Here is a 25,363-nt window from a genome sequence, read left to right on the forward strand (position 1 = left end):
CTTGGAGGGGTCAAATATGAAGAAAACAACAATGATTGCCCTGTTCCTAATACTCCCAGGAATTGCAGCATTTTTGTTCTTCAACATGTGGCCGATACTGTACTCGGTTTACCTGGCGTTCACCAACGCACAGCTCGGAAACTTCCCTATCCAGGCCCCCAATGCGCCACCGCTTAAGCTCGTCGGACTGGAGAACTTCAAGTGGGTACTCAGTGACGAGAAGTTCAGGAGGGCCTTTCTCTGGACGTGGTTATTCGTCCTGACCAGCGTCACCCTGAAAGTCGTCGTCGGCGTCCTCCTCAGCCTGCTCTACAACAGCAAATACGTGAAGGGTAAGATGATATACCGCTCCCTGCTCATAATCCCCTGGGCCCTGCCCCTGCTCTTCTCGGTCACCGTCTGGAAGTTTATGTTTGACCCGATTTTTGGCCCCATAAACCAGGTACTCAAGTCCCTCGGAATCAGCGGGCCGAACTGGATCAGCGACCCCACCTGGGGCTTCATTGCACTCAACCTGATTGAGGTCTGGCTTGCCTACCCGTTCATGGTGACTGTAATAACAGCGGCACTGCAGTCGATTCCGGACACCCTGATAGAGGCGGCCATAATCGACGGTGCCAACTACTGGCAGAGGGTCAGGCACGTCGTCCTGCCCGTCGTTGGGAAGCCGATAGCATTCGCAACGATACTCACCAGCGCGGCGAGCTTCCAGTACTTCATGGTGCCATACATCTACAACGCGGGCCTCTTCGAGGACAAGTTCATACTGCTCTACGGCTACAGGAAGGCCTTCGGCGCCAGCCCGCACTACGGCAGGGCCGCGGCGATAATGGTGATAGCCACGCTGGTTCTTGCCGTCTACATGTACGTTAACGTCAGGATAACGAAGCTCCAGGAGGGTGCCAAAGGATGATGGGGAGACGCAAGGGGGAAGTCCTTAAGAGCTTCCTCATGACCCTGCTGGCCATCTTCGTCATGTTCATCATACTCTTCCCGGTGTACTACATATTCACAGTCTCGCTGGAGCCGAGCTCAACGCTCGCGACCACTGAACTCCACCTGATACCCAGAAACGTCAGCCTTGACTCATACCGCGAGGTGCTCTTCGGGTTCTCCGGAGGTAAGGTGAGTGAGAACTTCACTGGAACCATCGAGGGAAGCGCCTACATCAAGGACGGCAAGCTGTACCTCGTAGAGGGAACGATAAAGGGCAAGGTCAAGTACGGGCCATTCACCGGACTGGTATTTGAAGTCCCCGTTAAAAACAAGGTCTTCGACGTCTCAGCGGAAAAGAACGTCCAGGGACAGCTGAAGGGAGAAGTTAGAGGTGTTTTTACCCTCACGAGAATAAACGAAGACGGCACAATCGGCTTTGCGGTAATAAAGGACGTGGAGCTGAAGAGCGGAACAGTTGACGGAACTTCAGTCTCAGGCCCGATGGAGAAGTATGTTGTCGTCAGGAACAGCGGAACCGTCAGCTTCACGGCCATCGGCAAGTTCGTGAACTCCAAGTTCTTCGGCTACCTGAAGAACAGCCTCATCATAGCCACATTAACAGTGTTGCTGACCCTCGTTTTCGTCGTCCCAGCGTCCTACGCGTTCTCCAGAATGCAGTTCTTCGGCAGGGAGCACGTGCTGTACTTCTACCTGATGTTCACTCAAGTGTCAGGAGGTCTCGGAATCGCAGGGCTCATAGCGCTCTACGGTATGATAGTCAAGCTCGGCCTATACGACAAACTGCCGGTGATGTCCCTCATCTACGCCGCCGGAAGCGTCCCGTTCAACACGTGGCTCCTCAAGGGTTACATTGACTCCATAAGCCCCGACTTCGACGAGGCGGCGCTTGTCGACGGCGCCAGCTACCTGCAGATAATCAGGTACGTCCTCCTCCCAATGGCACTGCCCGGAATAGCGACCGTTGCAATCTTCGCCTTCATAGGCGGCTGGACGGAGTTCGTCCTTGCAAGCCTGCTGCTGACCGGGAACAACCAGCCACTTTCAGTCTGGATATACACCCTCATGGGCGGCATAGGCAGGGGAATAGACTGGAGCTACTTCGCGGCCGCTGCCCTGCTGTTCGCCCTGCCGGTGTTCGTGATGTTTATGCTCGCCCAGAACTACATAAGGAGCGGCCTTACAGTTGGAGGTCTAAAGGAGTGAGGTGATAGAATGAGAAGGGTCGCTGCCCTTTTCCTTGCCTTTTTGATGGTTGGGAGTCTGATTGGAGCGAACGCGAAAACGGTCGGAGCGGCCGAGCCGAAGCCGCTCAACGTCATAATAGTCTGGCACCAGCACCAGCCCTACTACTACGACCCGATCCAGGACGTCTATACCAGGCCCTGGGTCAGACTCCACGCGGCGAACAACTACTGGAAGATGGCCTATTACCTGAGCCAGTATCCGGACGTTCATGTTGCCATTGACCTCTCCGGCTCGCTAATAGCCCAGCTGGCGGACTACATGAACGGCAAGAAGGACACCTACCAGATAATCACCGAGAAGATAGCCAACGGCGAGCCCCTCACCGTCGAGGAGAAATGGCTCATGCTCCAGGCCCCCGGAGGGTTCTTTGACCACACGATTCCGTGGAACGGCGAGCCGATAGCCGACCCGAACGGCAACCCGACAAGGGACTTCTGGAACCGCTACACAGAGCTGAAGGACAAGATGATGGCCGCAAAGGCCAAGTACGCCAACCTGCCGCTCGAGGAGCAGAAGGCCGCTGTGACGAACGAGTTCACCGAGGGGGACTACATCGACCTCGCCGTCCTCTTCAATCTCGCCTGGATTGACTACAAGTACATAACGGACACTCCCGAGCTCAAGGCCCTCTACGAGAAGGTCGATGAGGGCGGCTACACGAGGGAGGACGTCAAGACTGTCCTCGAAGCCCAGATGTGGCTCCTCAACCACACCTTCGAGGAGCACGAGAAGATAAACCTCCTCCTCGAAAACGGCAACGTTGAGGTGACCGTCGTCCCCTACGCCCACCCGATAGGGCCGATACTCAACGACTTCGGCTGGGAGGGTGACTTCGACGACCAGGTGAAGAGGGCGGACGAGCTGTACAAGCAGTACCTTGGAAACGGAACCGCCGTCCCGGTTGGAGGCTGGGCCGCCGAGAGTGCCCTCAACGACAAAACTCTGGAAACCCTCGCCGAGAACGGCTGGACCTGGGTCATGACAGACCAGCTCGTCCTGGAGAGGCTCGGTATCGAGGGAACCGTCGAGAACTACTACAAGCCCTGGGTGACCGAGTTCAACGGAAAGAAGATTTACCTCTTCCCGCGCGACCACGCTCTCAGCGACCGCGTTGGGTTCACATACGGCGGAATGAACCAGTACGAGGCAGTTGAGGACTTCGTGAACGAGCTCCTCAAGATACAAAAGCAGAACTACGACGGCTCGCTGGTCTACGTCGTCACCCTCGACGGCGAGAACCCGTGGGAGAACTACCCCTACGACGGCCAGCTCTTCCTTGAGACGCTCTACAAGAAGCTCACCGAGCTCCAGAAGGCTGGCTTAATCAGAACCGTCACCCCAAGCGAGTACATCAAGCTCTACGGCGACAAGGCCAACAGGCTCACCCCAAAGATGATGGAGCGCCTCGACCTTACCGGCGAGAACGTTAACGCCCTCCTCAAGGCCGAGAGCCTCGGCGACCTCTACGACATGGCCGGAGTTAATGAGGAGATGCAGTGGCCAGAGAGCAGCTGGATTGACGGAACCCTTTCAACATGGATAGGCGAGCCTCAGGAGAACTACGGCTGGTACTGGCTCTACCTCGCGAGAAAGGCTCTAATGGAGAACAGGGACAAGATGAGCCAGGAGGACTGGGAGAAGGCTTACGAGTATCTTCTGAGAGCGGAGGCGAGCGACTGGTTCTGGTGGTACGGGAGCGACCAGAACAGCGGCCAGGACTACTCCTTTGACCGCTACCTAAAGACCTACCTTTATGAGATTTACAAGCTGGCCGGAGTCGAGCCGCCGAGTTACCTCTTCGGAAACTACTTCCCGGACGGCGAGCCATACGTTACGAGGGCCCTCGACGGCCTTGGAGAGGGCCAGGTGAAGGAGTACTCCAGCATGTCACCCCTCGCGGAGGGAGTTAGCGTCTACTTCGACGGAGACGGAATCCACTTCGCGGTCAAGGGCGACCTCAGCGAGTTTGAGGTGAGCATCTGGGAGAAGGGCAAGCGCGTCGGCAACACGTTCACCCTCCTCCAGGAGAGGCCGACCGAGCTCAGGTACTCGATGTTCCCGTTCTCAAAGGACAGCGTCGGCCTCCTCATAACCAAGCACATCGTTTACCGCGACGGAAAGGCCGAGGTCTACACCGCCACCGACTACGAGAGGAGCGAGAAGCTTGGAGAGGCGACCGTCAGGAAGACCGACGAGGGAATTGAGGTCGTCGTGCCATTCGACTACATAGAGACCCCTGAGGACTTCTACTTCGCGGTTTCCACTGTCAAGGACGGAGAACTTGAGGTCATAACAACCCCTGTCGAGCTTAAGCTCCCGACAGAGGTCAAAGGAGTAACAATCGTTGACATCGCCGACCCTGAAGGAGATGACCACGGGCCGGGAACCTACACCTACCCGACCGACAAGGTCTTCGAACCGGGACACCTCGACCTCCTCCGCTTCAGGGTGCTTGAGCAGACCGACGCCTACGTCATGGAGTTCTACTTCAAGAACCTCGCTGACAACCCGTGGAACGGGCCAAACGGCTTCAGCCTCCAGATAATCGAAGTCTACCTCGACTTCAAGGAGGGCGGAAACAGCTCGGCGATAAAGATGTTCCCCGACGGGCCGGGAAGCAATGTCAACCTTGACCCAGACCACCCGTGGGACGTGGCCTTCAGGATTGCCGGCTGGGACTACGGCAACCTCATAGTCCTCCCGGACGGAACTTCCATACAGGGCGAGATGCAGATTTCGGCAGACCCCGTCAAGAACGCCATAATAGTTAAAGTCCCGAAGAAGTACATCACCATAAGCGAGGACTACGGCCTCTGGGGAAGCGTCCTCGTTGGTTCACAGGACGGCTACGGGCCTGACAAGTGGAGGCCTGTAGCAGTTGAAGCCGAGCAGTGGAAAGGAGGCGGAGCTGATCCAGACGCAGTCATAAACGGTGTTGCTCCGAGAGTCTACGACCTCCTCGCCCCAGAAGGCTTCAAACCGACCCAGGAAGAACAGCTCAGCTCCTACGACGCCAAAAACATAAAACTCGCCACCGTTAAGGCCGTCCCGCTCCTCAAGCAGGGTATAGTCGTTAACGACCCCGCGGGTGACGACCACGGGCCGGGAACCTACACCTACCCAACTGACAAAGTCTTCGAACCGGGACACCTCGACCTGCTCAAGTTCAAGATGACCGAGGGAAGCGACGACTGGACGCTTGAGTTCTACTTCAAGAACCTCGCAGACAACCCGTGGAACGGGCCAAACGGCTTCAGCCTCCAGATAATAGAGGTGTACTTTGACTTTGCACAGGGCGGCAACACGAGCGCAATCAAGATGTTCCCAGACGGGCCCGGAAGCAACGTCCAGCTCGACCCGAAGCACCCATGGGACATCGCCCTGAGGATTGCCGGCTGGGACTACGGCAACCTCATAGTCCTCCCGGACGGAACCGCCCTGCAGGGCGAGATGCAGATTTCGGCAGACCCCGTCAAGAACGCCATAATAGTCAAACTCCCGAAGAAGTACCTGCCAGAGGTTGGAGAGTACGGGCTCTACGCCACAGTCCTCGTCGGCTCGCAGGACGGCTACGGCCCGGACAAGTGGAGGCCTGTAGCAGTCGAGGCTGAACAGTGGAAGGGTGGTGGAGCCGACCCAGACGCGGTCATAAACGGCGTCGCACCTAGAGTCTACGACCTCCTCGTCCCAGAAGGCTTCAAACCGACCCAGGAGGAACAGCTCAGCTCCTACGACGCCAAAAACATGAAACTCGCAACCGTCACCATGATACCGCTCGTCCAGGGAACTGGCGGGGAAGAAGAGACTTCTACAGAGACTCCGGCAGAAGAGACCCAGACCGAGACCTCAACTGAGACTGAGACGAGCACGAACACAACCACCACTACTGAGGAGACTACTACGACGAATGCTACTAACGAGGAAACTACCACGACCACCACCGGGCAGACAACTACTACTGAGCAGGCAGGCACTTCGACTGAGGAGGGTGGCGGAATCTGCGGCCCGGCCTTCATAGTCGGCCTCGCAATAGTGCCGCTCCTCCTCAGGGGGAGGCGCTGACCTTTCCTTTAAATTTTAGGGGGTGGTGAGATGGCGGAAGTTAAGCTCATCCATGTGTGGAAGCAGTTTGGCGACTTTACCGCCGTCAAAGACATGACCCTTGATATTAAGGACGGCGAGTTCATGATACTCCTCGGGCCGTCCGGCTGTGGAAAGACCACAACCCTCAGAATGATAGCCGGTCTGGAAGAGCCCACGAAAGGCCAGATTTACATCGGAGACAAGCTCGTCGCCGACCCGGAGAAGGGAGTCTTTGTCCCGCCAAAGGACAGGGACATCGCAATGGTCTTCCAGAGCTACGCGCTCTACCCGCACATGACCGTCTACGACAACATAGCCTTCCCGCTCAAGCTGAGGAAGGTTCCGAAGCAGGAGATTGACAAGCGAGTGAGAGAAGTCGCGGAGATGCTCGGTCTCACGGAGTTCCTGCACAGAAAGCCAAGGGAGCTCAGCGGTGGACAGAGACAGCGTGTCGCCCTCGGCAGGGCAATCGTGAGAAAGCCGCAGGTCTTCCTCATGGACGAGCCGCTGAGCAACCTTGACGCAAAGCTCCGTGTAAAGATGCGCGCCGAGCTCAAGAGGCTCCAGAGACAGCTCGGCGTCACCACGATTTACGTCACCCACGACCAGGTTGAGGCCATGACTATGGGCGACAGGATTGCCGTCATTAACAGGGGCGTCCTCCAGCAGGTTGGAACCCCCGAGGAAGTCTACGACAGGCCGGCCAACACGTTCGTTGCCGGCTTCATCGGTTCACCGCCGATGAACTTCATTGATGCAACCGTCACAGAAGACGGCTTCGTGGACTTCGGCGAGTTCAAGCTCAAGCTCTTACCAGATCAGTTTGAGGTTCTTGAGGAGAAGAACCTCGTCGGAAAGGATGTCATTTTCGGCATCAGGCCGGAAGACCTCTACGATGCCATGTTCGCCCAGGTGAAGATTCCGGGGGAGAACATGGTCAGGGCTATGGTGGACATCATAGAGAACCTCGGAAGCGAGAAGATAGTCCACCTCCGCGTGGGCAACGTGACCTTCCTTGGCTCCTTCCGCGCCGAGTCCAAGGTCGTGGAGGGCCAGGAGGTCGACGTTGTCTTCGACATGCGTAAGGCCCACATCTTCGAGAAGGGAAGCGGAAAGGCCGTGTTCTGAAGCTTTTTAAACCCCCGTTTCTATTTTCTCCCATGCCAATTGAGGACTTCGCGGATTTTCTGGCGGAGAAGTTTCCAAAGGGAAAAATAGTCGAGCTGGGGATAGGCTTCCAGATAAAGGTAGCGCTCAGGCTGAAGGAGCTCGGATACGACGTTCTGGCAGTGGACTGGAACGAGGAAGCCGTGGAAAACGCGAGGAAAGCGGGGATTAAAGCCGTTCGGGACGACCTGTTCAGGCCGAAGCTGGAGCTCTACAGCGACGCGGTTGCCCTTTACTCCGTGAGGCCAACACCAGAGATAATGAGGCCGATTATTGAGTTAAGCCGGAAAGTAAGGGTTCCCCTAGTAATTCTACCGCTGAGCGGCGACTCCGTCCCGAGGGGACTGCGGCTGGTAAACTACCGAGGGCTATCAATCTACACCACCAAAGATATTTAAGGGCCCGCCCAACTAAACACGGTGGTGTTATGAAGCTCTTCGGCACGGCTGGAATCCGCGGGACTCTGTGGGAGAAGGTCACGCCGGAACTCGCGATGGACATTGGAAAGGCCATGGGGACGTACATCGACGGAGAGACCGTGGCCGTTGCCAGGGACGGCAGGACGTCAAGCGTGATGCTCCAGAGCGCCCTCATTTCCGGGCTCCTCTCGACAGGAAAGGAAGTCCTTGACTTTGGCCTGATTCCGACGCCAGCCCTGGCGTGGGGAACGAGGAAATACGCCGACGGGGGGGTCATGATAACCGCGAGCCACAACCCCCCGACGGACAACGGCATAAAGGTCTTCAACGGTGACGGGACGGAATTCTACGTTGAGCAGGAGAGAGAGCTTGAGGAGCTCGTTTTCTCCAAGAACTTCAGAAAGGCCCAGTGGGACGAGATAAAGGGCCTCAAAAGCCTCGACATTAGGGATGAATACATTAAGGCTGTTCTCGACTTTGTCAATCACGAAACAAACCTAACGGTTCTCTACGACGGCGCCAACGGTGCTGGAAGCGTTGTGGCGCCGTACCTCCTCCGGGAGATGGGCGCCAAAGTGATAAGCGTGAACGCCCACATCGACGGCCACTTCCCGGGAAGGAAGCCGGAGCCGAGGTACGAGAACATCGCCTACCTCGGCGAGCTCGCGAGGACGCTCGGCGCTGACCTGGTCATCGCTCAGGACGGCGACGCCGACAGGATAGCGGTCTTCGACGAGAAGGGCCAGTACGTGAACGAGGATACTCTAATAGCGCTCTTCGCCAAGCTCTACGTGGAGGAACACGGAGGAGGAACTGTCGTCGTCTCGATAGACACCGGCTCAAGGATAGACCACGTTGTTGAGGAAGCGGGCGGAAAGGTTGTAAGAATTCCCCTCGGCCAGCCCCACGACGGAATAAAGAAGTACGGCGCCATCTTTGCCGCCGAGCCCTGGAAGCTCGTCCACCCGAAGTTCGGCCCGTGGATAGACAGCTTCGTGACGATGGGGCTCCTCATAAAGCTCATAGACGAGCGCGGAAAGCCGCTCTCCCAAATAATCAAGGAGGAGATACCAACCTACTACTTGACCAAGAAGAACGTGAGGTGCCCAGACGATCTCAAAAAGGCCGTCCTCGAAAGGGCACACCGGGTTCTTGAAGAAAAGCTTGGGGACGAGATTAAGGAAGTCCTCACGATTTCGGGCTACCGCTTCCAGCTCAAGGACGGCTCTTGGGTTCTGGTGAGACCGAGCGGAACGGAGCCGAAGATTCGCGTCGTGGTCGAGGCCCCGAGCGAGAAGAGGCGCGACGAGCTCTTTGAGCTTGCCTACAGCGTCGTCGCAAAAGAAGTGGAAAAGCTCAAACAAAGCGGGCAGGCCTGAGCGTTCTGACTGCTATTTCCTTTTTGTCCACCATTACCCTGAACCCTTCTTTGGCGACGTAGGTCTTTACGCCCGTGACGTTTTCTATGTATTTGGCCTCCTTGTATGGGTTCGCAAAGTGCATTTTCATTCCGATGTGGCTCATTACCAGCACCTCAGGCTTCTTCTCCATGCTCTTCAGCATCTCGACGGCATCGTCGGTACTGAGGTGGTACGGAATACCCATGTCCCTTGGTCTCGTAATTGCCGCTATGAGAACCCTCGCCCCGTCGTGCCATTTTATCAGGCCGTCGAAATACGCAGTGTCCGGAATGTAGGATATGTCCCCGTAGGCTGTCCTCATGCGGAAGCCTATCGTGGTCGGGTCTGAGTGCTTGCTGGGAGTTATCAGGAACTCCTCCTCGCCGATAGTTATCTTGTTGCCGGGCTCCGGCGTGTGGACGCTCTCCAGGACGTCTATGTGGTACTTGCTTATCGCCGGCGTGTGATCCTCGTCGCCGTAGACGACGCTCTTAGATGCTATCAGCGTCCCCCTCTTCTTCAGAGCACCGCCTGTCATCGCCTCAACCATGACCTCTAGGTCGTTGCAGTGGTCTACGTGCCTGTGGGAGACAAAGATGGCGTCGAGCTTCCTCGGGTCGAGCTTGTAGCGCCAGCTCCTCACAAGCGCCCCGGGCCCAGGGTCAACGTAGACGTTCCTGCTGGCCCTTATGTGGAACCCTCCCGTGGAGCGGAACTGGGTTATGGTAATGAACCTGCCCCCACCGCTCCCCAGGAACGTTATCTCTATCACTTCCCCACCTCCGTATCCTTTGCGGACGGTGAAATATACAACCGGGAGTATATAAGGCATTGCCCCACATCGGCGGAGCAAAAAGAGCAGAGAGCACCATGGCAGTGGAAAACTTTCAAGAGGGGTGCCACCAAGCACACAGACAAACGTAAATGAACACAACAAAACATTTTTATGACGCGGCACCTAATTACTATGCCCAATTAAGGGGGTGACAACAATGGAGTTCAAACCCTATATACCACCCGAGAAATCCCTGCCCGAATACACTCTGAAGGCTTTTGTTTTGGGTATTGTGCTTTCAGTGATAATGGGCGCGGCAAACGCCTACCTCGGCATGTACGCCGGTATGACCGTGAGCGCCAGCATTCCAGCAGCGGTTATATCGATGGCAATACTTCTTGCGTTCAAGGACAAGAACATCCTCGAAAACAACATGGTGCAGACGGCGGCTTCAGCAGGCGAGTCCCTCGCGGCGGGAGTCATCTTCACGTTCCCGGCGCTGGTCGTCCTCGAGTACTACACGACCTTCCCGTACTACCTGGTCACGGCGATAGCGGCTCTCGGCGGTTCCCTCGGTGCGCTCTTCACAATCGTCCTCAGGAGGGCGTTCATAGCCGAGGAGAAGCTCCCGTACCCGGAGGGTACCGCCTGTGCGGAAGTCCTCATAGCCGGTGACAAGGGTGGAAGCCACGCGAAGCCGATATTCATAGGTGGAATATTCGGTGCGCTCTACAAGTTCCTCGGAAGCATCGGCGTGTGGAAGGGAACCCTTGAAGGCGCGAAGTTCATTGGAAAAAGGGTTCTCTACCTTGGAAGCGACCTCTCCGCCGCGCTGGTAAGCGTCGGTTACATCGTTGGGCTTAATATAGCCTTCCTTGTCTTCCTCGGTGGTGCAATAGCATGGTTCATAGCGATTCCCATCTATGCCGCCTCATACGGCAACCCCGATGGTCTTAGTGCCGTCGACCTTGCCTGGACCATCTGGAGCACCAAGATTAGGTACATGGGAGTAGGTGCGATGGTCGTCGGTGGCCTCTGGAGCCTCATCAAGCTCAGGGGGCCGATAAGCAGAGGTATCAAGGCCGGTCTCGAAGCCGCTAAGCACAGGCAGGCCGGAGGTACTGTCCTGAGGACAGAGGAGGACATGCCTCTTAACTACGTAATAGTCCTCATCGTTGCCTTCGTCATTCCGCTCTTCCTCCTGTACATGCACGTGCTCGATAGCGTCCTCCACGCTGCGGTGATGGCAGTTCTCATGCTCATACTGGGCTTCTTCGGAAGCGCAATAGCAGGCTACCTCGCGGGTATCGTCGGCTCATCAAACAACCCGGTCTCAGGAATAACCATCATGAGCCTCCTCTTCACGGCCCTCATCCTCAAGGCCCTCGGCCTTACTGGCATTGAAGGCGCAGTCGCCACCATACTCGTCGCTGCCGTCGTGTGTACCGCTGCAGCAATAGCTGGAGACACCATGCAGGACCTTGCCACTGGTTACATCGTCGGTGCAACACCCAAGAGGCAGCAGGTCTTTGAGATTGTCGGTGTGTTCGCGGCGGCCCTCGTCATGGCTCCCGTCCTCAACCTCCTGATTGAGGCGTACGGAATAGCAGGAACTCCCACGGCAAAAGAAAACGCCCTCGCCGCACCGCAGGCCTTCCTGATGGCAAAGGTCACCCAGGGTGTCTTCGAGGGCAACCTGCCGTGGAACATGGTCTTCATCGGTGCCGGAATTGCAATAGTGCTCATAATTCTCGACGAGATACTCGCCATGAAGGGCTCAAGCTTCAGGACTCCGGTAATGCCCGTGGCCGTCGGTATATACCTGCCGCTTTCACTTGGCGTCCCGATATTCCTCGGCGGTATCGTTAGGTACTTCGTCGACAAGGTCAGGGGCGCCAAGGGTGAGAGCCTCACCGACCCAGGAGTCCTCGGAGCGGCGGGCCTTATAACGGGAGAGGCTCTCATGGGAATAGTGTTCGCCGCACTCATCATTGGCGACGTGGCGCCCTCCGTCTCCACCACGACCGCCGGCAACGTCCTCGGAGCCCTCTTCCTCTTTGGACTGCTTGGCTGGCTCTACAAGATAGGAAAAGAGGGCCAGTGAAGGCCCGTCCCTTTATTTCCTCTTTTGGAGGGGACTTTCATGGAAGAGTACCTCGAGCTTGTCCCAGTGCCAAACCCCAAAGTCCAGCTGAAGAAGATTGACGGCAAGTACTACCTCTTAATCCCCATGGACTCAAAGCTGGACTTTCTGGCCCGGAGGCTCCACGGGGACTACAGAAGGATAGAGCTCGACGAGGTAGGGGCATACACGTGGGAGCTCTGCGACGGCAGGAGAACTGTGAGGGAGATTGGTAAGGCCCTCAAGGCCCGCTTTGGAGAAGAAGTTGAGCCCCTCTACGAGCGCCTGGTGACTTTTCTTTTTGAGCTGGCCAGGAGGTATCTGGTTGAGTTTAAAAGGGTAAGCGAGCTATAGTATGGTGGTGATACCCGTGAGCGAAGTCCTTGAAAAGGTCTCGCAGGAGATTGAAAAGCTCCGCGACGAGATGGTAAAAACACTCGTCGAGCTGATTAAGATTCCGGCCATAAGTCCTGACTACGGCTACGAGGGCGAATACGACAAGGCCCAGAAGCTCCTTGAGATAATCAAGGACTGGCCGTTCGACAAGGTTGAGGTTTACAACGCGCCCGACGAGAGGGCCAAAAACGGCGTCAGGCCGAGCATTCTGGCCTACTACTACGGCGAAAAGGGTGAGGAGAGCCCGCGCCTGTGGATTCTAACGCACCTTGACGTAGTCCCGCCCGGAGACCTGAGCAAGTGGACGGTTACCGAGCCCTTCAAGCCGGTCGTGAAGGACGGGAAAGTTTACGGACGCGGAAGCGAGGACAACGGGCAGAGCCTGGTGGCGAGCCTCTATGCGGTAAGGGCCATGATGAACCTCGGCATAAGGCCGAAGAGGACAGTTATTTTGGCCTTCGTCAGCGACGAGGAGACCGGCAGCAAGTACGGCGTCGAGTGGCTGATGAAGAACCACCCGGAGCTCTTCAGGAAGGACGACCTTGTCCTCGTCCCGGACGGCGGAAACGAGGACGGAACCTTCATAGAGGTCGCCGAGAAGAGCATCCTCTGGCTCAAGGTAAGGGTCAAGGGCAAGCAGGTTCACGCGAGCATGCCCGACAAGGGCCTCAACGCCCACCGCGTTGCCCTCGACTTCGCCTACCACCTCGACAGACTCCTCCACGAGAAGTACGGCGAGAGGGACGAGCTCTTCGACCCGCCTGAGAGCACCTTCGAGCCGACGATGGTCAAAAACCCCGCGGACAGCCCGAACATAGCCCCCGGCGAGCACGAGCTCGTCTTCGACTGCAGGGTTCTGCCGAGGTATAACCTCGACGAGGTCCTCGCCGACGCAGAGAAGTTGGCCGAAGAGGTCAAGGAGAGGCACAGGAAGGAAGTTGACGGAGAAGTCCTGCCGGAGATAGAGTTCGAAGTCCTCCAGCGCGTTGATGCCCCGGAGCCGACGGACCCGAACAGCGAGATAGTGAAGCTCCTCCAGGAGGCCCTCAGGAAGCTCCGCGGAAAGGAGGCCAAGGTCGGCGGAATAGGCGGCGGAACCTTCGCGGCCTACTTCAGGAAGCTCGGAATCCCGGCGGTGGTCTGGGCGACACTCGACGAGATGGCCCACCAGCCCAACGAGTACGCGAAGATAGACAACATGGTCGAGGACGCGAAGGTCATGGCAGCGCTGGCGCTTCTCTGAGCAAAAGCTTTTTCTTCCTCTTTTCCACCTTGGGTTATGCCCCTCTGGAAGGACGGAAAGCTCGGACTGCCGGTCAAAGAGGCGGTAAAGCTCTTCCCGGAGCTTGAAAAATACCTCGACAAACGCGGAAGACTCGACCTCTCGAACAGGGAGACGAGGATACTCTACAACAGGGCAATAGCAAAGGCCCTCTTCGGGCTTGAGATTGAGTACCACCCGCGAGGACTTGTAACGACGCCGGTCTCGCGCTACCTCTTCCTGAAGACGTTCCTGCGCGGAGGAGAGAGGGTTCTGGAAATCGGCACGGGACACACCGCAATGATAGCCCTCATGGCAGAGAAGCTATTCAAGTGCGACGTTACGGCGACGGAGCTCGATGAGGAGTTCTTCGAGTACGCAAGGAAGAACATCGAGAGGAACGGCGCCAGAGTTAGATTGCTCAAAAGCAACGGTGGAATAATCCGGGGCGTCGTCCCGGAGGGGGAGCGTTTTGATGTAGTTTTTTCCGCTCCGCCCTACTACGAGAAACCGACGAGGGGTGTTTTGACGGAGCGGGAAGGGGTTGGAGGGGGCAAATACGGCGAGGCGTTCTCGGTGAAGCTCCTCGAAGAGGCTAGGGACTACTTAAAACCCGGTGGAAGGGTGGCCCTCTTCCTGCCCGACAAAGAACCCTTGATAGACGCGATATCAGAAAAAGGAAAGGAGCTTGACTACTCGGTGAAGGACGTCCGCTTTAAGGCGGGAACCCGGTGGAGACACAGCCTGATTTTAACGCTTTAGGGACTCCGACCGTGGGCGTCTCAGCATTGGCTCTCAGTGGAGGTGCTTTCTCGTCATCGTCCCAAGCTTCAGTGCATATCCTCAACATAGAGGAACAGGCACTTAAGGTATTCGGTGTCCTTTGATGCCATGAGTATCGGGTGGTCTGGAGCCTGAGTCCTGTAGGGCTCAAGCATCTTGAGGAACTTGCCCGCCTTAGCAGCGGCCGCTATCACCATGTCCTTGAAGGTCTGCATATCAACGTGCTGGGAGCAGGAGGCCGTGACGAGGATTCCCCCTTCCTTCACGAGCTTCAAGCCGGCGTAGTTGACGTTGAAGTACGCCCTGAGCCCGCGCTGGAGGTCTTTCTCGTGCTGGACGAAGGCAGGCGGGTCGAGAATTACTATATCGAACTTCTCTCCCTTCCTGAGCATCTCTTCCATGACCTGGAACGCGGAGCCCGTTATATACTTCATCTTGTCCTCAACCCCGTTGAGCTTGGCGTTCTCCATGACCATGTTGATAGCCCAAGGGGACTTGTCAACGGCAACTACCTCATCGGCGCCAGCAACTGCCGCGTGTATCGCAAAGCCGCCGGTGTAGGTGAAGACATCGAGAACCCTCATTCCAGGTTTGACGTACTTCTCAAGCGCGATGCGGTTCTCTCTCTGGTCGAGGAAGAAGCCGGTCTTCTGACCCCGCATGTCCACGATGAACTTTGCCTTCCCTTCCTCTATTATCGTGCGGTACTTCTCCTTTCCGAGGAGGACACGTTCTATCTCAGGCAAGCCCTCCCTCCGCCTTGAGCGCCCGGTGTTCTTCTCGAAGACCGTCTCGATTTCGGGCTCAGCCTCCATTATGGCCTCCGCAAGGTCAAGCTTGAAGCGCTCCATACCGATGCTCGAAATCTGGATTGAGGCTATCTCGTTGAACCTGTCAACGATGAGGCCCGGCAGGTAGTCCGCCTCGCCGTAGACCATCCTGTATGCCTTGTCGTAGCCGAGAACCTTCTTCCTGTACTCGTTGGCCTTTTTAATCCTCTCCCTGAAGAGCTCCTTCGTTATCGGGGTTTCTCTGTCCTTGATGAGCAGGCGAACCATGATGTTGGAGTTCGGGTTCACAAAGCCCCTCCCGAGGAACTTGCCCCCGCGCGTGTAGACCTCGACTATATCTCCCGGCTCGAAGTCGCCCTCTGTTCTCACCACCCCTTTCTTGAAGACTATCATCGCGCCCTTACCGATAGCTCTCGCAGCCTGAGCGTCAACGATTACCCTCGCCATCTTAACCACCGGAGGAGTTAGAGAAGGGGGTTTAAAAACCTGCCCGGCGATAGGTATTTAACCCCCGGCGTCATATTATAAAGCGGTGGTTTCTATGCACTTCGAGGTTGTGAAGGAGTTCTTGGAAGAAATTGGGGCCGACTGGACAGAGCTCGAGGGTGAGATACACCTCGAGCCGGAGGTCTTCTACGAGGTATGGAAATACGTCGGCCAGCCCGAACTAAAGACCCATGTAATAGAAGACGAGGTCGTCGAGCCCGGTTCTTACGACCCACCTGAGATGAAGTACACCGACGTCAAAAAGGTGAAGGTCAAGAAGGTGTACTTCGAGACGCTGGACGGCAAGAGGATTGTAACCGACTACTCAGAGTTCCAGAGGATTATGAAAGAGAAGAAGTCAGCCTGAGTTCACCTCAGGAGGACAGGGAGCATCAGGGAGCCCATGCAGTTTGTCCTTTTCACGCCGAGAAGAACCGCAAGGTAGCCGGTAATTGAAGATGCCGTAAGCGCCAGCAGTCCCAAGACGCCATCAAAAACGAAGGCCAGGACTATCAAAAACACCAGGACTAAAAAGTTGATGAGCCGGTATGGAAGCCTCGAAAGGGCCCCCGCACAGAGGGCCGCGAGCGCTTCGCCGTAGAGAAGGGTCGCTAGGCCGACAAACAGCGCAAGCAGGACAAACGGGGGCAGGCTCTCAAGGCCTAAGGGCTCCATCAGCGCCACTATCCCGTTTCTTTCTCTCCCAGTTTTTAGGAAGTTGAAGAACGCAAAGAGAAAGTTGGCAGTGTTCAGTGAGTAAACAACAGTTAGGAAAGACCGCTCGTCCCGGGAGACAAAAGTGCCGAGCAGGGCCGCCTGCGACGCGGTGAAGGCCGGAAACAGAGACGCAAGCATGCCTGAGAGCGTCCCGTAAAAGGAGAAGAACGCGAGCTTTGTCGGAGCAATCTCCACTTCAGGCTTCCCCGGTTCTATATTTCTTGTTCCGGAACCTATTGAAGAGACTATCACCGGGACGCCAAAAAGCCCGGTGAAAAGCGCGTAGAACGGCTCCTCCATGGACAGGGAAAGGACTAAGAAGCCCACTGCCCCGGATACAAAAACCACGAAGAGCGCATAGAGACGTTTCACGCCGTCTTCGGTTGCCACGAGGAGAACTATCAAGAAGATGACAGCGATTTTCCCCACAGCCGGCCGATAGAGAGGGGCAAGACGAATGTATATCGGAATAAGAGGGATAGAAAAGAGAGTTGCTAAGAAGCTCGCAACCAGCGCTATTCTGACTACCTCAAGGCCTTTGCCCCTAAGTACGAGCCTGTGAGCGGGCAAAACGCTAAGGGCCGTGCCTCCGTCTGGGACACCGAGAAACGTTGATGGGAGAACATCGAGGAAAGTGTGGGTCAGCCCCATGGCGAAGAGGACGACGGGACTCAGCACAACGTCGCGGAGCATGGAGGCCAGCGTGTTCACGTGGATTCCAGGTGTTATTCCAGTGAATGTGCCGAGGAAAAGCCCTAACAGCGCTTCCCGCAGCAAAGGTCATCACCCGACTGGACTTCAAAGGCCGGTTTTCCCTTGTACAGTGTAAAGAAGCCGTAAGCAGTCACGTTATCTCCCTCAACCAGAGAAACGCCGAGCCTCGAAGGCAGCTTCAGTAAGACCGAGCACGTGCCGTTCGTAACGTTCGCTATTCCGAAACCGTTTCTGTAGGTTTTGACCCGGACAGCAGTCCCGGAAATTCTTGCGAAGGAGCCTTCTCTAAAAGAGCATATTCCGTTGGGAAGTTTCTCCCTCGGCCTCACAACAGAGCATTCCAGACAGAGCAGGCTCGACTTTCTTCTGAGGGCTTTGAAACGAAGCGTGTCCCCTGGCCTCGCCCGAAAGCCGTAAAGCCGCAGGGACGTGCAGTTGAGGTTTAAGTACCGGGAGGTGCTCTTAATAACCAAGCACTCCCCTGTCGCTGTTTCCCCGATTTTGGCGTTTTCGAGGAGCTTGCTCTCAGCGGGCCCAAGGAATTCAACATCGCCCCCGTCCCCAGCGTAGAGGGTAACCGTCGAGTGCAGCCTCGCTATGCCGAGAACCCTCACGCGGGAGCCTGGCTTGAGGGTTAGGCCGTATGGAAGGTAAACCCTAAACTCTTCGCTCCCGTTCCAGAGGGTTGCGGGGTTTCCGCCGTATAGGACAACACCATCAACAGAGTAAGGCATGCCGTTCCTCAGCTCGTGAAAACTGCCAATTTCCTCCACCTTAACAGGATAAAACTTCGAGCCGTAGGTCAGACCTTGAACTCTTACAAAAGCACCCTTCGAAACGTTCAGCGGATAGGGCAGGTAGACGCGGCGGGGAGTTAAGAGGAGCGGGCCGTTGGAGTACCAGTACGCACCCTCAATCCGTTCGAGGGGAAACGTCGCGTTCGACCGAATCGCCGAGGCAACGTCCATCCACAGGCCGTTCTCGGTTTTTCTAAGCCTGCCTTCCACGGTGTATATCTCCCCAACATTAAGCTGTCGTCCCACTGCAACAGCTTCCCTCCCGTCGTAGAGGAGGGAGAACGATGGGGACGAGCGAACGCAGAGACCAGTAAAGGAATCCCGTTCCAGAGAGTAACGGCTAAGCGCAAGAGAAACGAGTATGAGTGACAACGCCAGGGCAACTACAAGTTCTTTTTTAGACACCATCAAACTTAGTAAGAAGCAGAACTTTAAAAAATTTTGGGTTGAAGGTCAGTAGATTTCCCCGCTTGGATAAACAACTATACCGTCCTCGGTCACTTCGAAGGGATACTTCTTCATGGAATGCCTCGTCTCACGCATCTTCCTGATCAAAAGGTAGCGCTTGAGTTCAACTTCCCTCTCAATGAAGTCAAGCAGGATAACGCCCCTCGCAATGTACTCCTCAATGCCGTACCTGCTAATCTTACCCCTGGCAGGGTCGGGGGCTTCGGTCGTAAGGATTGAGGTGACGCCCATCTCAAGGAGTATTGTATTGAGCTGAAGGAGCATTTCTCTGATGTCCTCTTCCTTCTTAAGGCGGAATGCTATCGATGGAATGGAGTCTATAACCAGTCTCTTCGCGTTAATAGCCTTGACAACGCGGTAGATGTACCTAAGAAAGTCCTCGGTGTTGAGATTGCCCTCAAGAACATACTGCTCCTCAGACGGGAGACCAACCACCGCGCTGACACCGTCCACTATGGCTATCTTGCCCTCGCGCTCATATTTTTCAATGTCCCAACCAAAGGCCTTCATTTCACGTCTCAGGTCCTGGGCACGCTCCTCAAGGGTGACTATGACGCCGGGTTCACCGTAGAGCTCGGCACCCTTGTAAACGAATTGAACGGCGAACGTCGTTTTACCGCTCCCAGTGGGACCAGTCACGAGAACTGTGGTCCCCGCTGGAAATCCTCCCCCAACGAGGTCATCAAAACCGGGAATCCCGGTCTTGACTCTCGGAACCTGCCAAACATTTCCGGTCATAGGAATCACCGTGAGTGCTATTTGGAATTTCCATTCTATCCATTCCCATGCTACTGCTATACCTAATTGATGGTTTGTAGATATAAAACTTTTGGAAGATAATGGAAATAAACTGCAATCCGATGGAAGATTTGCAATGGAACATACCCCAAAACCAGAGAACCAACGCGCGGCCATATATAGAAGGGGAAACGTTTTATTGGATAACCCCAAGTGACTGGAAGGTGAAACCATGCCCGACCCCTTTGGAAGGGAGGCACAGGAGTTAATACGGCGTGAGTTTGGGGACATTTTAACGCTCCTGGAGAGAATCCCCTCAAGCATAGGTGTAGATGAGGCCCTTTCACTCGTCAGATGGATGACTGACTCGAGCGAACCCCCCGCCGAGCTCCTCAAGATTGATGCTCTCGAAGAGCTTAGAGACCTCTTCAGATTCTACGCTCTCTTGGGGGCCCTCGCATTTTCACCGTACGGCATTGAAGTTGAGTTCGTGAGAAAGGCCACCGCGAAGCTCTACCGCGCGCGGATAGAGAGAAAAGGCTCACTTGAAGGGAGCCTCCTAGAAATTGAGCCGGCAGAGGAAGTTCCGGAAAGAGATAGAAAGATACTTGAGAGGGCAATGGACAGAAACCTGCCGAAAGAGGATAAGGAGAAGCTCAAGCTGAAATACAGAATGCCCCTGAGCAAATTCATCGAACTGTGGGACGGGTCTCTGAAAGAGATCTACATCAGAAGGGGCTACGCGTACCTCCGATGGAAAGAAACACTACGGCTCTGGGAGATGGCCTTCGAGAGGCGGTTCGACAGGGCGGTCAGCATTCTCACAGAGGTGCGGGACGAGCTACCGGAGTTCTATGAGAAGCTGAGAGAAAAGCTGGAGGAACTTGCGGGAGAGTACTTCAAAGAGAGGCTCGAGAAGCTTGGAAAAGTCGGCGCCAAACCGCTCCGCCTCGACCTCTTCCCGCCGTGCGTGAAGGAGGCCCTGAAGGGCGTCCCCGCGGGAATGAGGAACTACGCGATTACCGTCCTCCTAACGAGCTTCCTCAGCTACGCGCGCCTCTGTCCGAACCCGCCAAAAAGGGACGTCCGCGTCAAGGACTGCGTGAGCGACCTGAGAATCATTGAGGAGGAAATTCTACCGATTATCATCGAGGCCGGAAACCGCTGTAAACCACCCCTCTTCGAAGACCAGCCCCACGAGATTAAGAACATCTGGTACCACCTCGGCTTCGGCCTCACCGACAGCCCTACCCTTGAGGACAGCGGGAACTCAACCTGGTACTTCCCCCCGAACTGCGACAAGATACGCGCCAACGCGCCCCAGCTGTGCAAGCCGGACAAGCACTGCAGGGGAGTAAAAAACCCGCTGACCTACTACCTCCGCAGGCTCGCGAGGGAAGAGCGGAGCGAGGCTCAAGGGGGTGAGGAAAGTGGCTGAGCTCCTCAGAGAGGTCAGCAGGGAAGAAAGGGAGCTCTACTATAAGGGTGAGTGGAAGGCAGAGATGATACCAGAGTTCATCTTAAAGGAGCTCGAAAAGCGGGAGTTTGGCTTTGACCATACGGGAGAAGGGCCGAGCGACAGGAAAAACGTCTTCGCCGATGTTAGGGATTTGGAGGACTACATCAAGGCGACATCTCCCTACGCGGTCTACACTTCGGTTGCCCTCTACAGGGAGCCGGCTGAAATGGAGGGCTGGCTCGGTGCGGAGCTGGTCTTCGACATAGACGCCAAAGACCTGCCCTTAAGGCGGTGTATGGACAGGCACCCGAGCGGACAGGTCTGTCCAATCTGCCTTGAGGACGCCAAGGAGCTGGCGAAGGACACGCTGGTGGTCCTGAAGGAGGACTTCGGCTTTGAGAACGTCCACGTGGTCTACTCGGGCAGGGGATACCACATAAGGGTTCTTGACGAGTGGGCGCTAAGGCTGGACTCCAAAGCGAGGGAGAGGATTCTCGCATACATCAGCGCCTCTGAGGAAGTGACATTTGAGGACGTCATGAGCCGGAGGATTATGCTGTCGAGCGGCTACTTCAGAACCTTCAGGCTCCGGTTCGGCTACTTCATAAAGAGGGCCAACGAGAACCATCTAATAAGTGCTGGGATAAAGAAAGGCCTCGCAAGAAAGATACTGAGCGAGGAGAGCAGGGAGCAGATAGTCAAAAGCTTCGTTGAGAAGGGCCTGCTGGCAGCATTTCCGAGCGGGGTGGGATATAAAACGCTCATACGGTTGTTCTCAATATCAAGCACGTTCTCAAAGGCATACTTTGACGGAAGGGTTACCGTGGACATCAAGAGAATCCTACGCCTGCCCTCAAGCCTTCACTCAAAAGTTGGGCTGGTGGCCACGTACATAGGGGGTGACGAGAAAAATCTTGAGCGCTTCGACCCGTTCAGGGACGCGGTTCCAGAGTTCAGAAAGGAGGAAGTGAAGGAAGCGTACGAGGAGTGGGGGGGCTCCCTGGAATGAGGATAAACCCAAAGGCACAGATAGCGGTCGCAATGCTGATATGGGGAAGCGTCGGGGTATTCGGCAGACTTTCCGGCCTGTCCGGACTGGGTGTGGCCTTTGCAAGGGTCTCGCTTGGGGCGCTCGTCCTCCTCCCAATCCTGAAGTTCAGGAAAAAGCTGGGATACACGCTGGGCAAGCTAAAAGAGAGGCCTCTCCACCTGCTGGCACTGGGAGCGTCTTTAGCTCTTAACTGGGCCTTTCTGTTTACCGCCTTCAACTACACTACCATAGCCAACGCCGTCCTCGTTTACTATGTTTCTCCCGTCCTGGCGATGCTGATTTCGTGGCGCTTCCTCGGAGAGGGCCTTGACAGGCGGAAAATAGCCGGCATCGGGATGGCCTTTGCTGGACTGCTCCTTATAACATCGTCCAGAAAATCAGCCGCTCGGACAGGGACTTCATAGGAATAGTCCTTGCATTCCTGGCGGCGTTCTTCTATGCTCTAATCCCAAACCTGGGCAGGTTCCTCAGGGAGATTGACGGCGAAAGCCTGACGTTCCTCCAGCTGGCGGTAGCTTCTGCCGTTTTAGTCCCCTTCGTGGCCGTTGAAAACGTCGGAAACCCGGTCTAGTGGGCAATAGCGGTTCTCGTTCTCGTGCATACTGTATTCGCTCCCTACCTTTACATGGACGGGCTGAAAAGGTCGAGGTCAAAGACGCCGCTTTGCTCAGCTACCTCGACCCGCTGAGCGCGATAGTTTACGCGTTCTTGGCCTTCGGAGAAGTTTCATCTATTGATTTGGCGAGGGGGTCGTAGCCCGCCTTCTGTATCAAGGGGGCATTCGACTGAGCGGCCTACCACGGGGCTCACACCGGGAACTCATCGCCCCTCCCTCGGCCTTGCACCCCGCGGGACGGCCGTTTCACCGCATCCCCCGGGATTGTCTGCGGGTTAGCTCGGGACCCGTCGCCGGGCCCTTCGCACGCGTCATTCACATCTCCCGGGGGCCGTGTCGTTTCTGCGCCGTTGCCCTCCCTCTCGGGAGGTGCCTTGCGGCACCGCGGCCCCGGTGCGGTGGGCGGAACTTCCTCGGGAGTACCCCGAGAGCCCCCGACCCCCTCGCCGTAAGGAAGTAGAAAAGGGAGAATAAAAAGGTTTGGTCACTTCTTTTTGGGGAGAGAGTCCCTTTCCCAGAACGTAGGAGGCCTCGGCCTCCTGAATCTCCCGAGAGGAGAGCGACGTTTTGGCCCACGCTTCCCCCGGCGCTTTCTCCCTGCCTGATTTCTGTGGATGCAATACGCCCCACTCACGACCAGTGCAGTAATCAACAGGACTGCGAACAGCCACCACAACCCACCGGACGTCGGCGCACCCGTTGAGTTTGATGGAGTGTAGCTCGAAGTGGTGTTCTCTACAGGCGTAGTTGAAGTGTTTGTGGGAGCAGGTCCCGGTGTTGGGGGAGAGGGCTGCTCAAACGTCCCGCTCGCCGAGCTAACGCGGCCGCCGACAGAGAGATTGAAGGTGTACTCAACGTCACCGGCACCCGATGGAAACACAAAGACAACGGTGGAATTCCCGGATGGAACGTCAATGACCTTCGAGCCTTTGTACACAGTACCGTTTTCGAAGCGGAGCAGGTATGAGATAACACCCGAAGCCGCGGCGCCGGGGTTTGAAATCATGACACGAAACTCCAGGTTCTCCTCTGAGTACACTGGGACAACCGAGGAAATCCTGGGGGCCTCAACAACTTCGTAGGTTGCGGACGCTGTGCCGATAACATTTTCACCGACGCCTATGGAGATTGATATGTTATAGCGGCCGGGAGCCTCTGTAAACAGAGGCACTTCAAAGACAAAGGAACCCTCCCCAAGGGAAAGCTGCTTGAGCAAAGTGTCCACGTGTTCCCCTTTATCATTGATGAACCGGACCGTTAGATTGGCAGGTATATTTCGCTGAGACATTACAGAGACGTATGCGACGGCCGAATCTCCAACATAAACCCTGTCTTTTTCAAGGGAAACGCCCAGAAGGGAAACCCCCCACTCCAGGGAAAAAGTCAAGGTCTTAGAAAACGTCCCCCGCGGGGTCTTTATGACGTATTTTAGGGTATAGTCCCCCTGCCCGAGAGAGTAGGGGAGTTTCACGTTAAAGAGCACAGTAGAATCTGAAGCAGGCTCAAAGACAATGGCCTTACTCAAGCTTACGTAGGTCTTCCCGCCGCGAGAGATTGTCAGAAAAGCCGTCCCATTAACGGCCACATGACCCATGTTATAGACCGAGGAATACACCACCAGCTCGCCCCCAATAAAAACCCTGGGCCAGCTCCCTGTGAGTGTGTAAACGTTAACGTCTCCAAAGTGAAGCGGGCTTTCCAAGACGGTTAAAGGCACGGAGACAATGAATATTGACAGCTCCCCGGTAGGAAGAACCCCCAGAAACCGAATTTTTAGAGAATAGCCCCCGGGTGCTACCGTTGGGGCACAGCTCACGTTGTATCTAAACGTCATTCCCTCCCCCAGCCCCCAGTCCTGAACCACACGGGGGGATATCGTTACATTGAAGCCCTCCACGCGCCTTCCGTCAGGCGACTCAACCCAGACCTCCCTCACTGAAGCCAGCTTGTAGTTCACCCTGTGGGGATTCAGAACAACGACGCTTCCATCCGAGTAGTCCCCCGCTATGACCTGAATCACTTGGTCCGAAGAAGCGGCTGTCGGAGGCAGAATCGCCAGCAATACCAGTACAATGAGCGTCACTGAAGAAATTCTCCACATCAGCATCACCTTAAAGTTATACAACTGGAAAATATAAAACGTTACCTGTTATAGACCAGTATGCCAACGCCCGAAAGGGCCAGAACGATGGAGAAAAACAAGAACAGCCAATACAACATCAAGCCTGAGAAGTGCTCCCTGGCAATGAGGGCAACCGCGAGGAGCATCACCCCGTAAAGGAGCGCAAAAATCCCAAGGACAATTGGGGTCTCTACCCCAACAAGCACGAGGATTCCAAAAATCGCTCCCACAAGTACGGTAACCTGGGGCACCGTAAAGATGAGATAGTTTAGGAAGACCCTCTCGTCGTCCATACCCATCACTCCGCTATGAATGCGTAGGTTGTTGTCGTCGGCAGCTCACGTCTAACCCTCGAAAGCAGGTACCTCGGGTAGAGCCTCTCCACGGGCTCGTCCAGAGGGTCGTATGAGCCGAGGAGTTTGTCTATCACCTTGACGGCGACCCTTCCCCTGACGCGGAAGTAGCCCCTGAAGTCGCTCACAATCTCAAGGACTATGGGGAGCAGGAGCTGAGTATCCTCACCCGGGTCTAGCAAACCCTTGATGCGCTCAAGCTCAGCGCGTCTAAAAGAGTGCTCGCTCCCGTCCCTAAGCCTGACCGACGGTCTGTTCTCTTCAAGGAGCTGGGCAAGGGTCAGTCTCTTTGCAGGAAGATGACTGTTTATGCGGTAGATTTCCTTTAGGATTGAGTTTTCAGGGTTCATACAGGTGTTAATCCAGGGCAAGACAGATAAACGTTGTTTAGCATTTTTTTGTCAAAAGAACAGCTGGAAACCAACAAAATATGCATTTTAATG

The 25,363-nt window shown here is 55.8% G+C and carries 22 protein-coding genes and 1 other RNA gene; 14 read left to right on the plus strand and 9 right to left on the minus strand.

The annotated features are described in order from the left end of the window. Positions 1–16 precede the first annotated feature (16 nt). From ACZ5ER_RS01195 to glmM, 6 genes are read left to right on the plus strand one after another with little or no spacing between them, the layout of a single operon-like run. A complete protein-coding gene (locus ACZ5ER_RS01195) occupies positions 17–913 on the plus strand; it encodes a carbohydrate ABC transporter permease (protein ID WP_050002465.1) in 897 nt (298 codons plus the stop codon). Further along, positions 910–2,160: an ABC transporter permease subunit gene (locus ACZ5ER_RS01200; RefSeq protein ID WP_050002464.1), complete on the plus strand. Its 1,251-nt coding sequence runs from the start codon at positions 910–912 to the stop codon at positions 2,158–2,160. Before ACZ5ER_RS01195 ends, ACZ5ER_RS01200 begins: the two co-directional genes overlap by 4 nt. Before the next feature lie 9 nt (positions 2,161–2,169). After that, complete coding sequence (locus ACZ5ER_RS01205; RefSeq protein WP_464934619.1) at positions 2,170–6,264, plus strand: glucodextranase DOMON-like domain-containing protein; 4,095 nt, start codon at positions 2,170–2,172, stop codon at positions 6,262–6,264. A gap of 30 nt (positions 6,265–6,294) precedes the next feature. Continuing rightward, positions 6,295–7,413 carry an ABC transporter ATP-binding protein gene (locus ACZ5ER_RS01210; RefSeq protein WP_464934621.1) on the plus strand — a complete coding sequence of 373 codons (1,119 nt, stop codon included), beginning with the start codon at positions 6,295–6,297 and terminating at the stop codon, positions 7,411–7,413. 32 nt (positions 7,414–7,445) lie between these two features. Continuing rightward, positions 7,446–7,850: a UPF0146 family protein gene (locus ACZ5ER_RS01215; protein ID WP_464934622.1), complete on the plus strand. Its 405-nt coding sequence runs from the start codon at positions 7,446–7,448 to the stop codon at positions 7,848–7,850. Positions 7,851–7,879: 29 nt separating this feature from the next. Continuing rightward, positions 7,880–9,250: a phosphoglucosamine mutase gene (glmM, locus tag ACZ5ER_RS01220; protein WP_464934623.1), complete on the plus strand. Its 1,371-nt coding sequence runs from the start codon at positions 7,880–7,882 to the stop codon at positions 9,248–9,250. Here the strand turns inward: glmM and ACZ5ER_RS01225 are convergent. Then, positions 9,228–10,043, minus strand: a complete 816-nt coding sequence (locus ACZ5ER_RS01225) for an MBL fold metallo-hydrolase (RefSeq protein ID WP_050002459.1) — start codon at positions 10,041–10,043, stop codon at positions 9,228–9,230. The genes glmM and ACZ5ER_RS01225 overlap by 23 nt on opposite strands. Before the next feature lie 220 nt (positions 10,044–10,263). Between ACZ5ER_RS01225 and ACZ5ER_RS01230 the strand changes: the two genes are divergently transcribed. Genes ACZ5ER_RS01230 through ACZ5ER_RS01245 form a run of 4 tightly spaced genes read left to right on the plus strand, consistent with a single transcriptional unit; the run spans position 10,264 to position 14,587 of the window. After that, on the plus strand, positions 10,264–12,150 hold the full coding sequence (locus tag ACZ5ER_RS01230) for an OPT family oligopeptide transporter (protein ID WP_050002458.1): 1,887 nt from the start codon (positions 10,264–10,266) through the stop codon (positions 12,148–12,150). Positions 12,151–12,189: 39 nt separating this feature from the next. Next, the gene (locus ACZ5ER_RS01235) at positions 12,190–12,522 is read left to right on the plus strand and encodes a PqqD family protein (RefSeq protein WP_050002457.1); all 333 of its coding nucleotides are present in this window, start codon (positions 12,190–12,192) and stop codon (positions 12,520–12,522) included. A 16-nt stretch (positions 12,523–12,538) separates the two neighbouring features. Next, the gene (locus ACZ5ER_RS01240) at positions 12,539–13,807 is read left to right on the plus strand and encodes a M20 family metallo-hydrolase (protein ID WP_050002456.1); all 1,269 of its coding nucleotides are present in this window, start codon (positions 12,539–12,541) and stop codon (positions 13,805–13,807) included. A gap of 36 nt (positions 13,808–13,843) precedes the next feature. Further along, on the plus strand, positions 13,844–14,587 hold the full coding sequence (locus tag ACZ5ER_RS01245; RefSeq protein WP_464934624.1) for a methyltransferase domain-containing protein: 744 nt from the start codon (positions 13,844–13,846) through the stop codon (positions 14,585–14,587). 68 nt (positions 14,588–14,655) lie between these two features. Here the strand turns inward: ACZ5ER_RS01245 and ACZ5ER_RS01250 are convergent, their stop codons facing one another. Next, the gene (locus ACZ5ER_RS01250; RefSeq protein WP_050002424.1) at positions 14,656–15,846 is read right to left on the minus strand and encodes a class I SAM-dependent rRNA methyltransferase; all 1,191 of its coding nucleotides are present in this window, start codon (positions 15,844–15,846) and stop codon (positions 14,656–14,658) included. A gap of 94 nt (positions 15,847–15,940) precedes the next feature. Between ACZ5ER_RS01250 and ACZ5ER_RS01255 the strand changes: the two genes are divergently transcribed. Further along, complete coding sequence (locus ACZ5ER_RS01255) at positions 15,941–16,252, plus strand: DUF5748 family protein (protein WP_050002423.1); 312 nt, start codon at positions 15,941–15,943, stop codon at positions 16,250–16,252. A 2-nt stretch (positions 16,253–16,254) separates the two neighbouring features. Here the strand turns inward: ACZ5ER_RS01255 and ACZ5ER_RS01260 are convergent, their stop codons facing one another. The 3 genes from ACZ5ER_RS01260 to ACZ5ER_RS01270 are packed head-to-tail and all read right to left on the minus strand — an operon-like array spanning position 16,255 to position 19,319. Next, positions 16,255–17,379: a tripartite tricarboxylate transporter permease gene (locus ACZ5ER_RS01260; RefSeq protein WP_464934625.1), complete on the minus strand. Its 1,125-nt coding sequence runs from the start codon at positions 17,377–17,379 to the stop codon at positions 16,255–16,257. Further along, positions 17,358–18,521, minus strand: a complete 1,164-nt coding sequence (locus ACZ5ER_RS01265) for a hypothetical protein (protein ID WP_464934626.1) — start codon at positions 18,519–18,521, stop codon at positions 17,358–17,360. Before ACZ5ER_RS01265 ends, ACZ5ER_RS01260 begins: the two co-directional genes overlap by 22 nt. Before the next feature lie 45 nt (positions 18,522–18,566). Beyond that, a complete protein-coding gene (locus tag ACZ5ER_RS01270) occupies positions 18,567–19,319 on the minus strand; it encodes an ATPase domain-containing protein (protein WP_050002421.1) in 753 nt (250 codons plus the stop codon). A gap of 232 nt (positions 19,320–19,551) precedes the next feature. Here ACZ5ER_RS01270 and priL point away from each other — a divergent pair, with 232 nt between their 5' ends. Genes priL through ACZ5ER_RS01285 form a run of 3 tightly spaced genes read left to right on the plus strand, consistent with a single transcriptional unit; the run spans position 19,552 to position 22,233 of the window. After that, positions 19,552–20,757, plus strand: coding sequence for a DNA primase large subunit PriL (gene priL, locus ACZ5ER_RS01275; RefSeq protein ID WP_464934627.1), 1,206 nt, complete (start codon positions 19,552–19,554; stop codon positions 20,755–20,757). After that, complete coding sequence (priS, locus tag ACZ5ER_RS01280) at positions 20,750–21,787, plus strand: DNA primase catalytic subunit PriS (protein WP_464934628.1); 1,038 nt, start codon at positions 20,750–20,752, stop codon at positions 21,785–21,787. The genes priL and priS overlap by 8 nt, the downstream gene beginning before the upstream one ends. After that, complete coding sequence (locus tag ACZ5ER_RS01285) at positions 21,784–22,233, plus strand: DMT family transporter (RefSeq protein ID WP_464934629.1); 450 nt, start codon at positions 21,784–21,786, stop codon at positions 22,231–22,233. The genes priS and ACZ5ER_RS01285 overlap by 4 nt, the downstream gene beginning before the upstream one ends. A gap of 337 nt (positions 22,234–22,570) precedes the next feature. Here the strand turns inward: ACZ5ER_RS01285 and rnpB are convergent. From rnpB to ACZ5ER_RS01305, 4 genes are all read right to left on the minus strand, one after another. Beyond that, an RNA gene (gene rnpB, locus ACZ5ER_RS01290) (RNase P RNA component) lies at positions 22,571–22,892 on the minus strand. A gap of 37 nt (positions 22,893–22,929) precedes the next feature. Next, positions 22,930–24,555 (minus strand): hypothetical protein, encoded by a 1,626-nt coding sequence (locus ACZ5ER_RS01295; protein WP_464934630.1) that lies wholly within the window; start codon positions 24,553–24,555, stop codon positions 22,930–22,932. A gap of 32 nt (positions 24,556–24,587) precedes the next feature. Next, positions 24,588–24,860, minus strand: a complete 273-nt coding sequence (locus ACZ5ER_RS01300) for a hypothetical protein (RefSeq protein WP_050002416.1) — start codon at positions 24,858–24,860, stop codon at positions 24,588–24,590. Positions 24,861–24,865: 5 nt separating this feature from the next. Then, the gene (locus ACZ5ER_RS01305) at positions 24,866–25,270 is read right to left on the minus strand and encodes a DUF61 family protein (protein WP_464934631.1); all 405 of its coding nucleotides are present in this window, start codon (positions 25,268–25,270) and stop codon (positions 24,866–24,868) included. Between the last annotated feature and the right edge of the window lie 93 nt (positions 25,271–25,363).

The organism is Thermococcus marinus, from assembly GCF_055389025.1.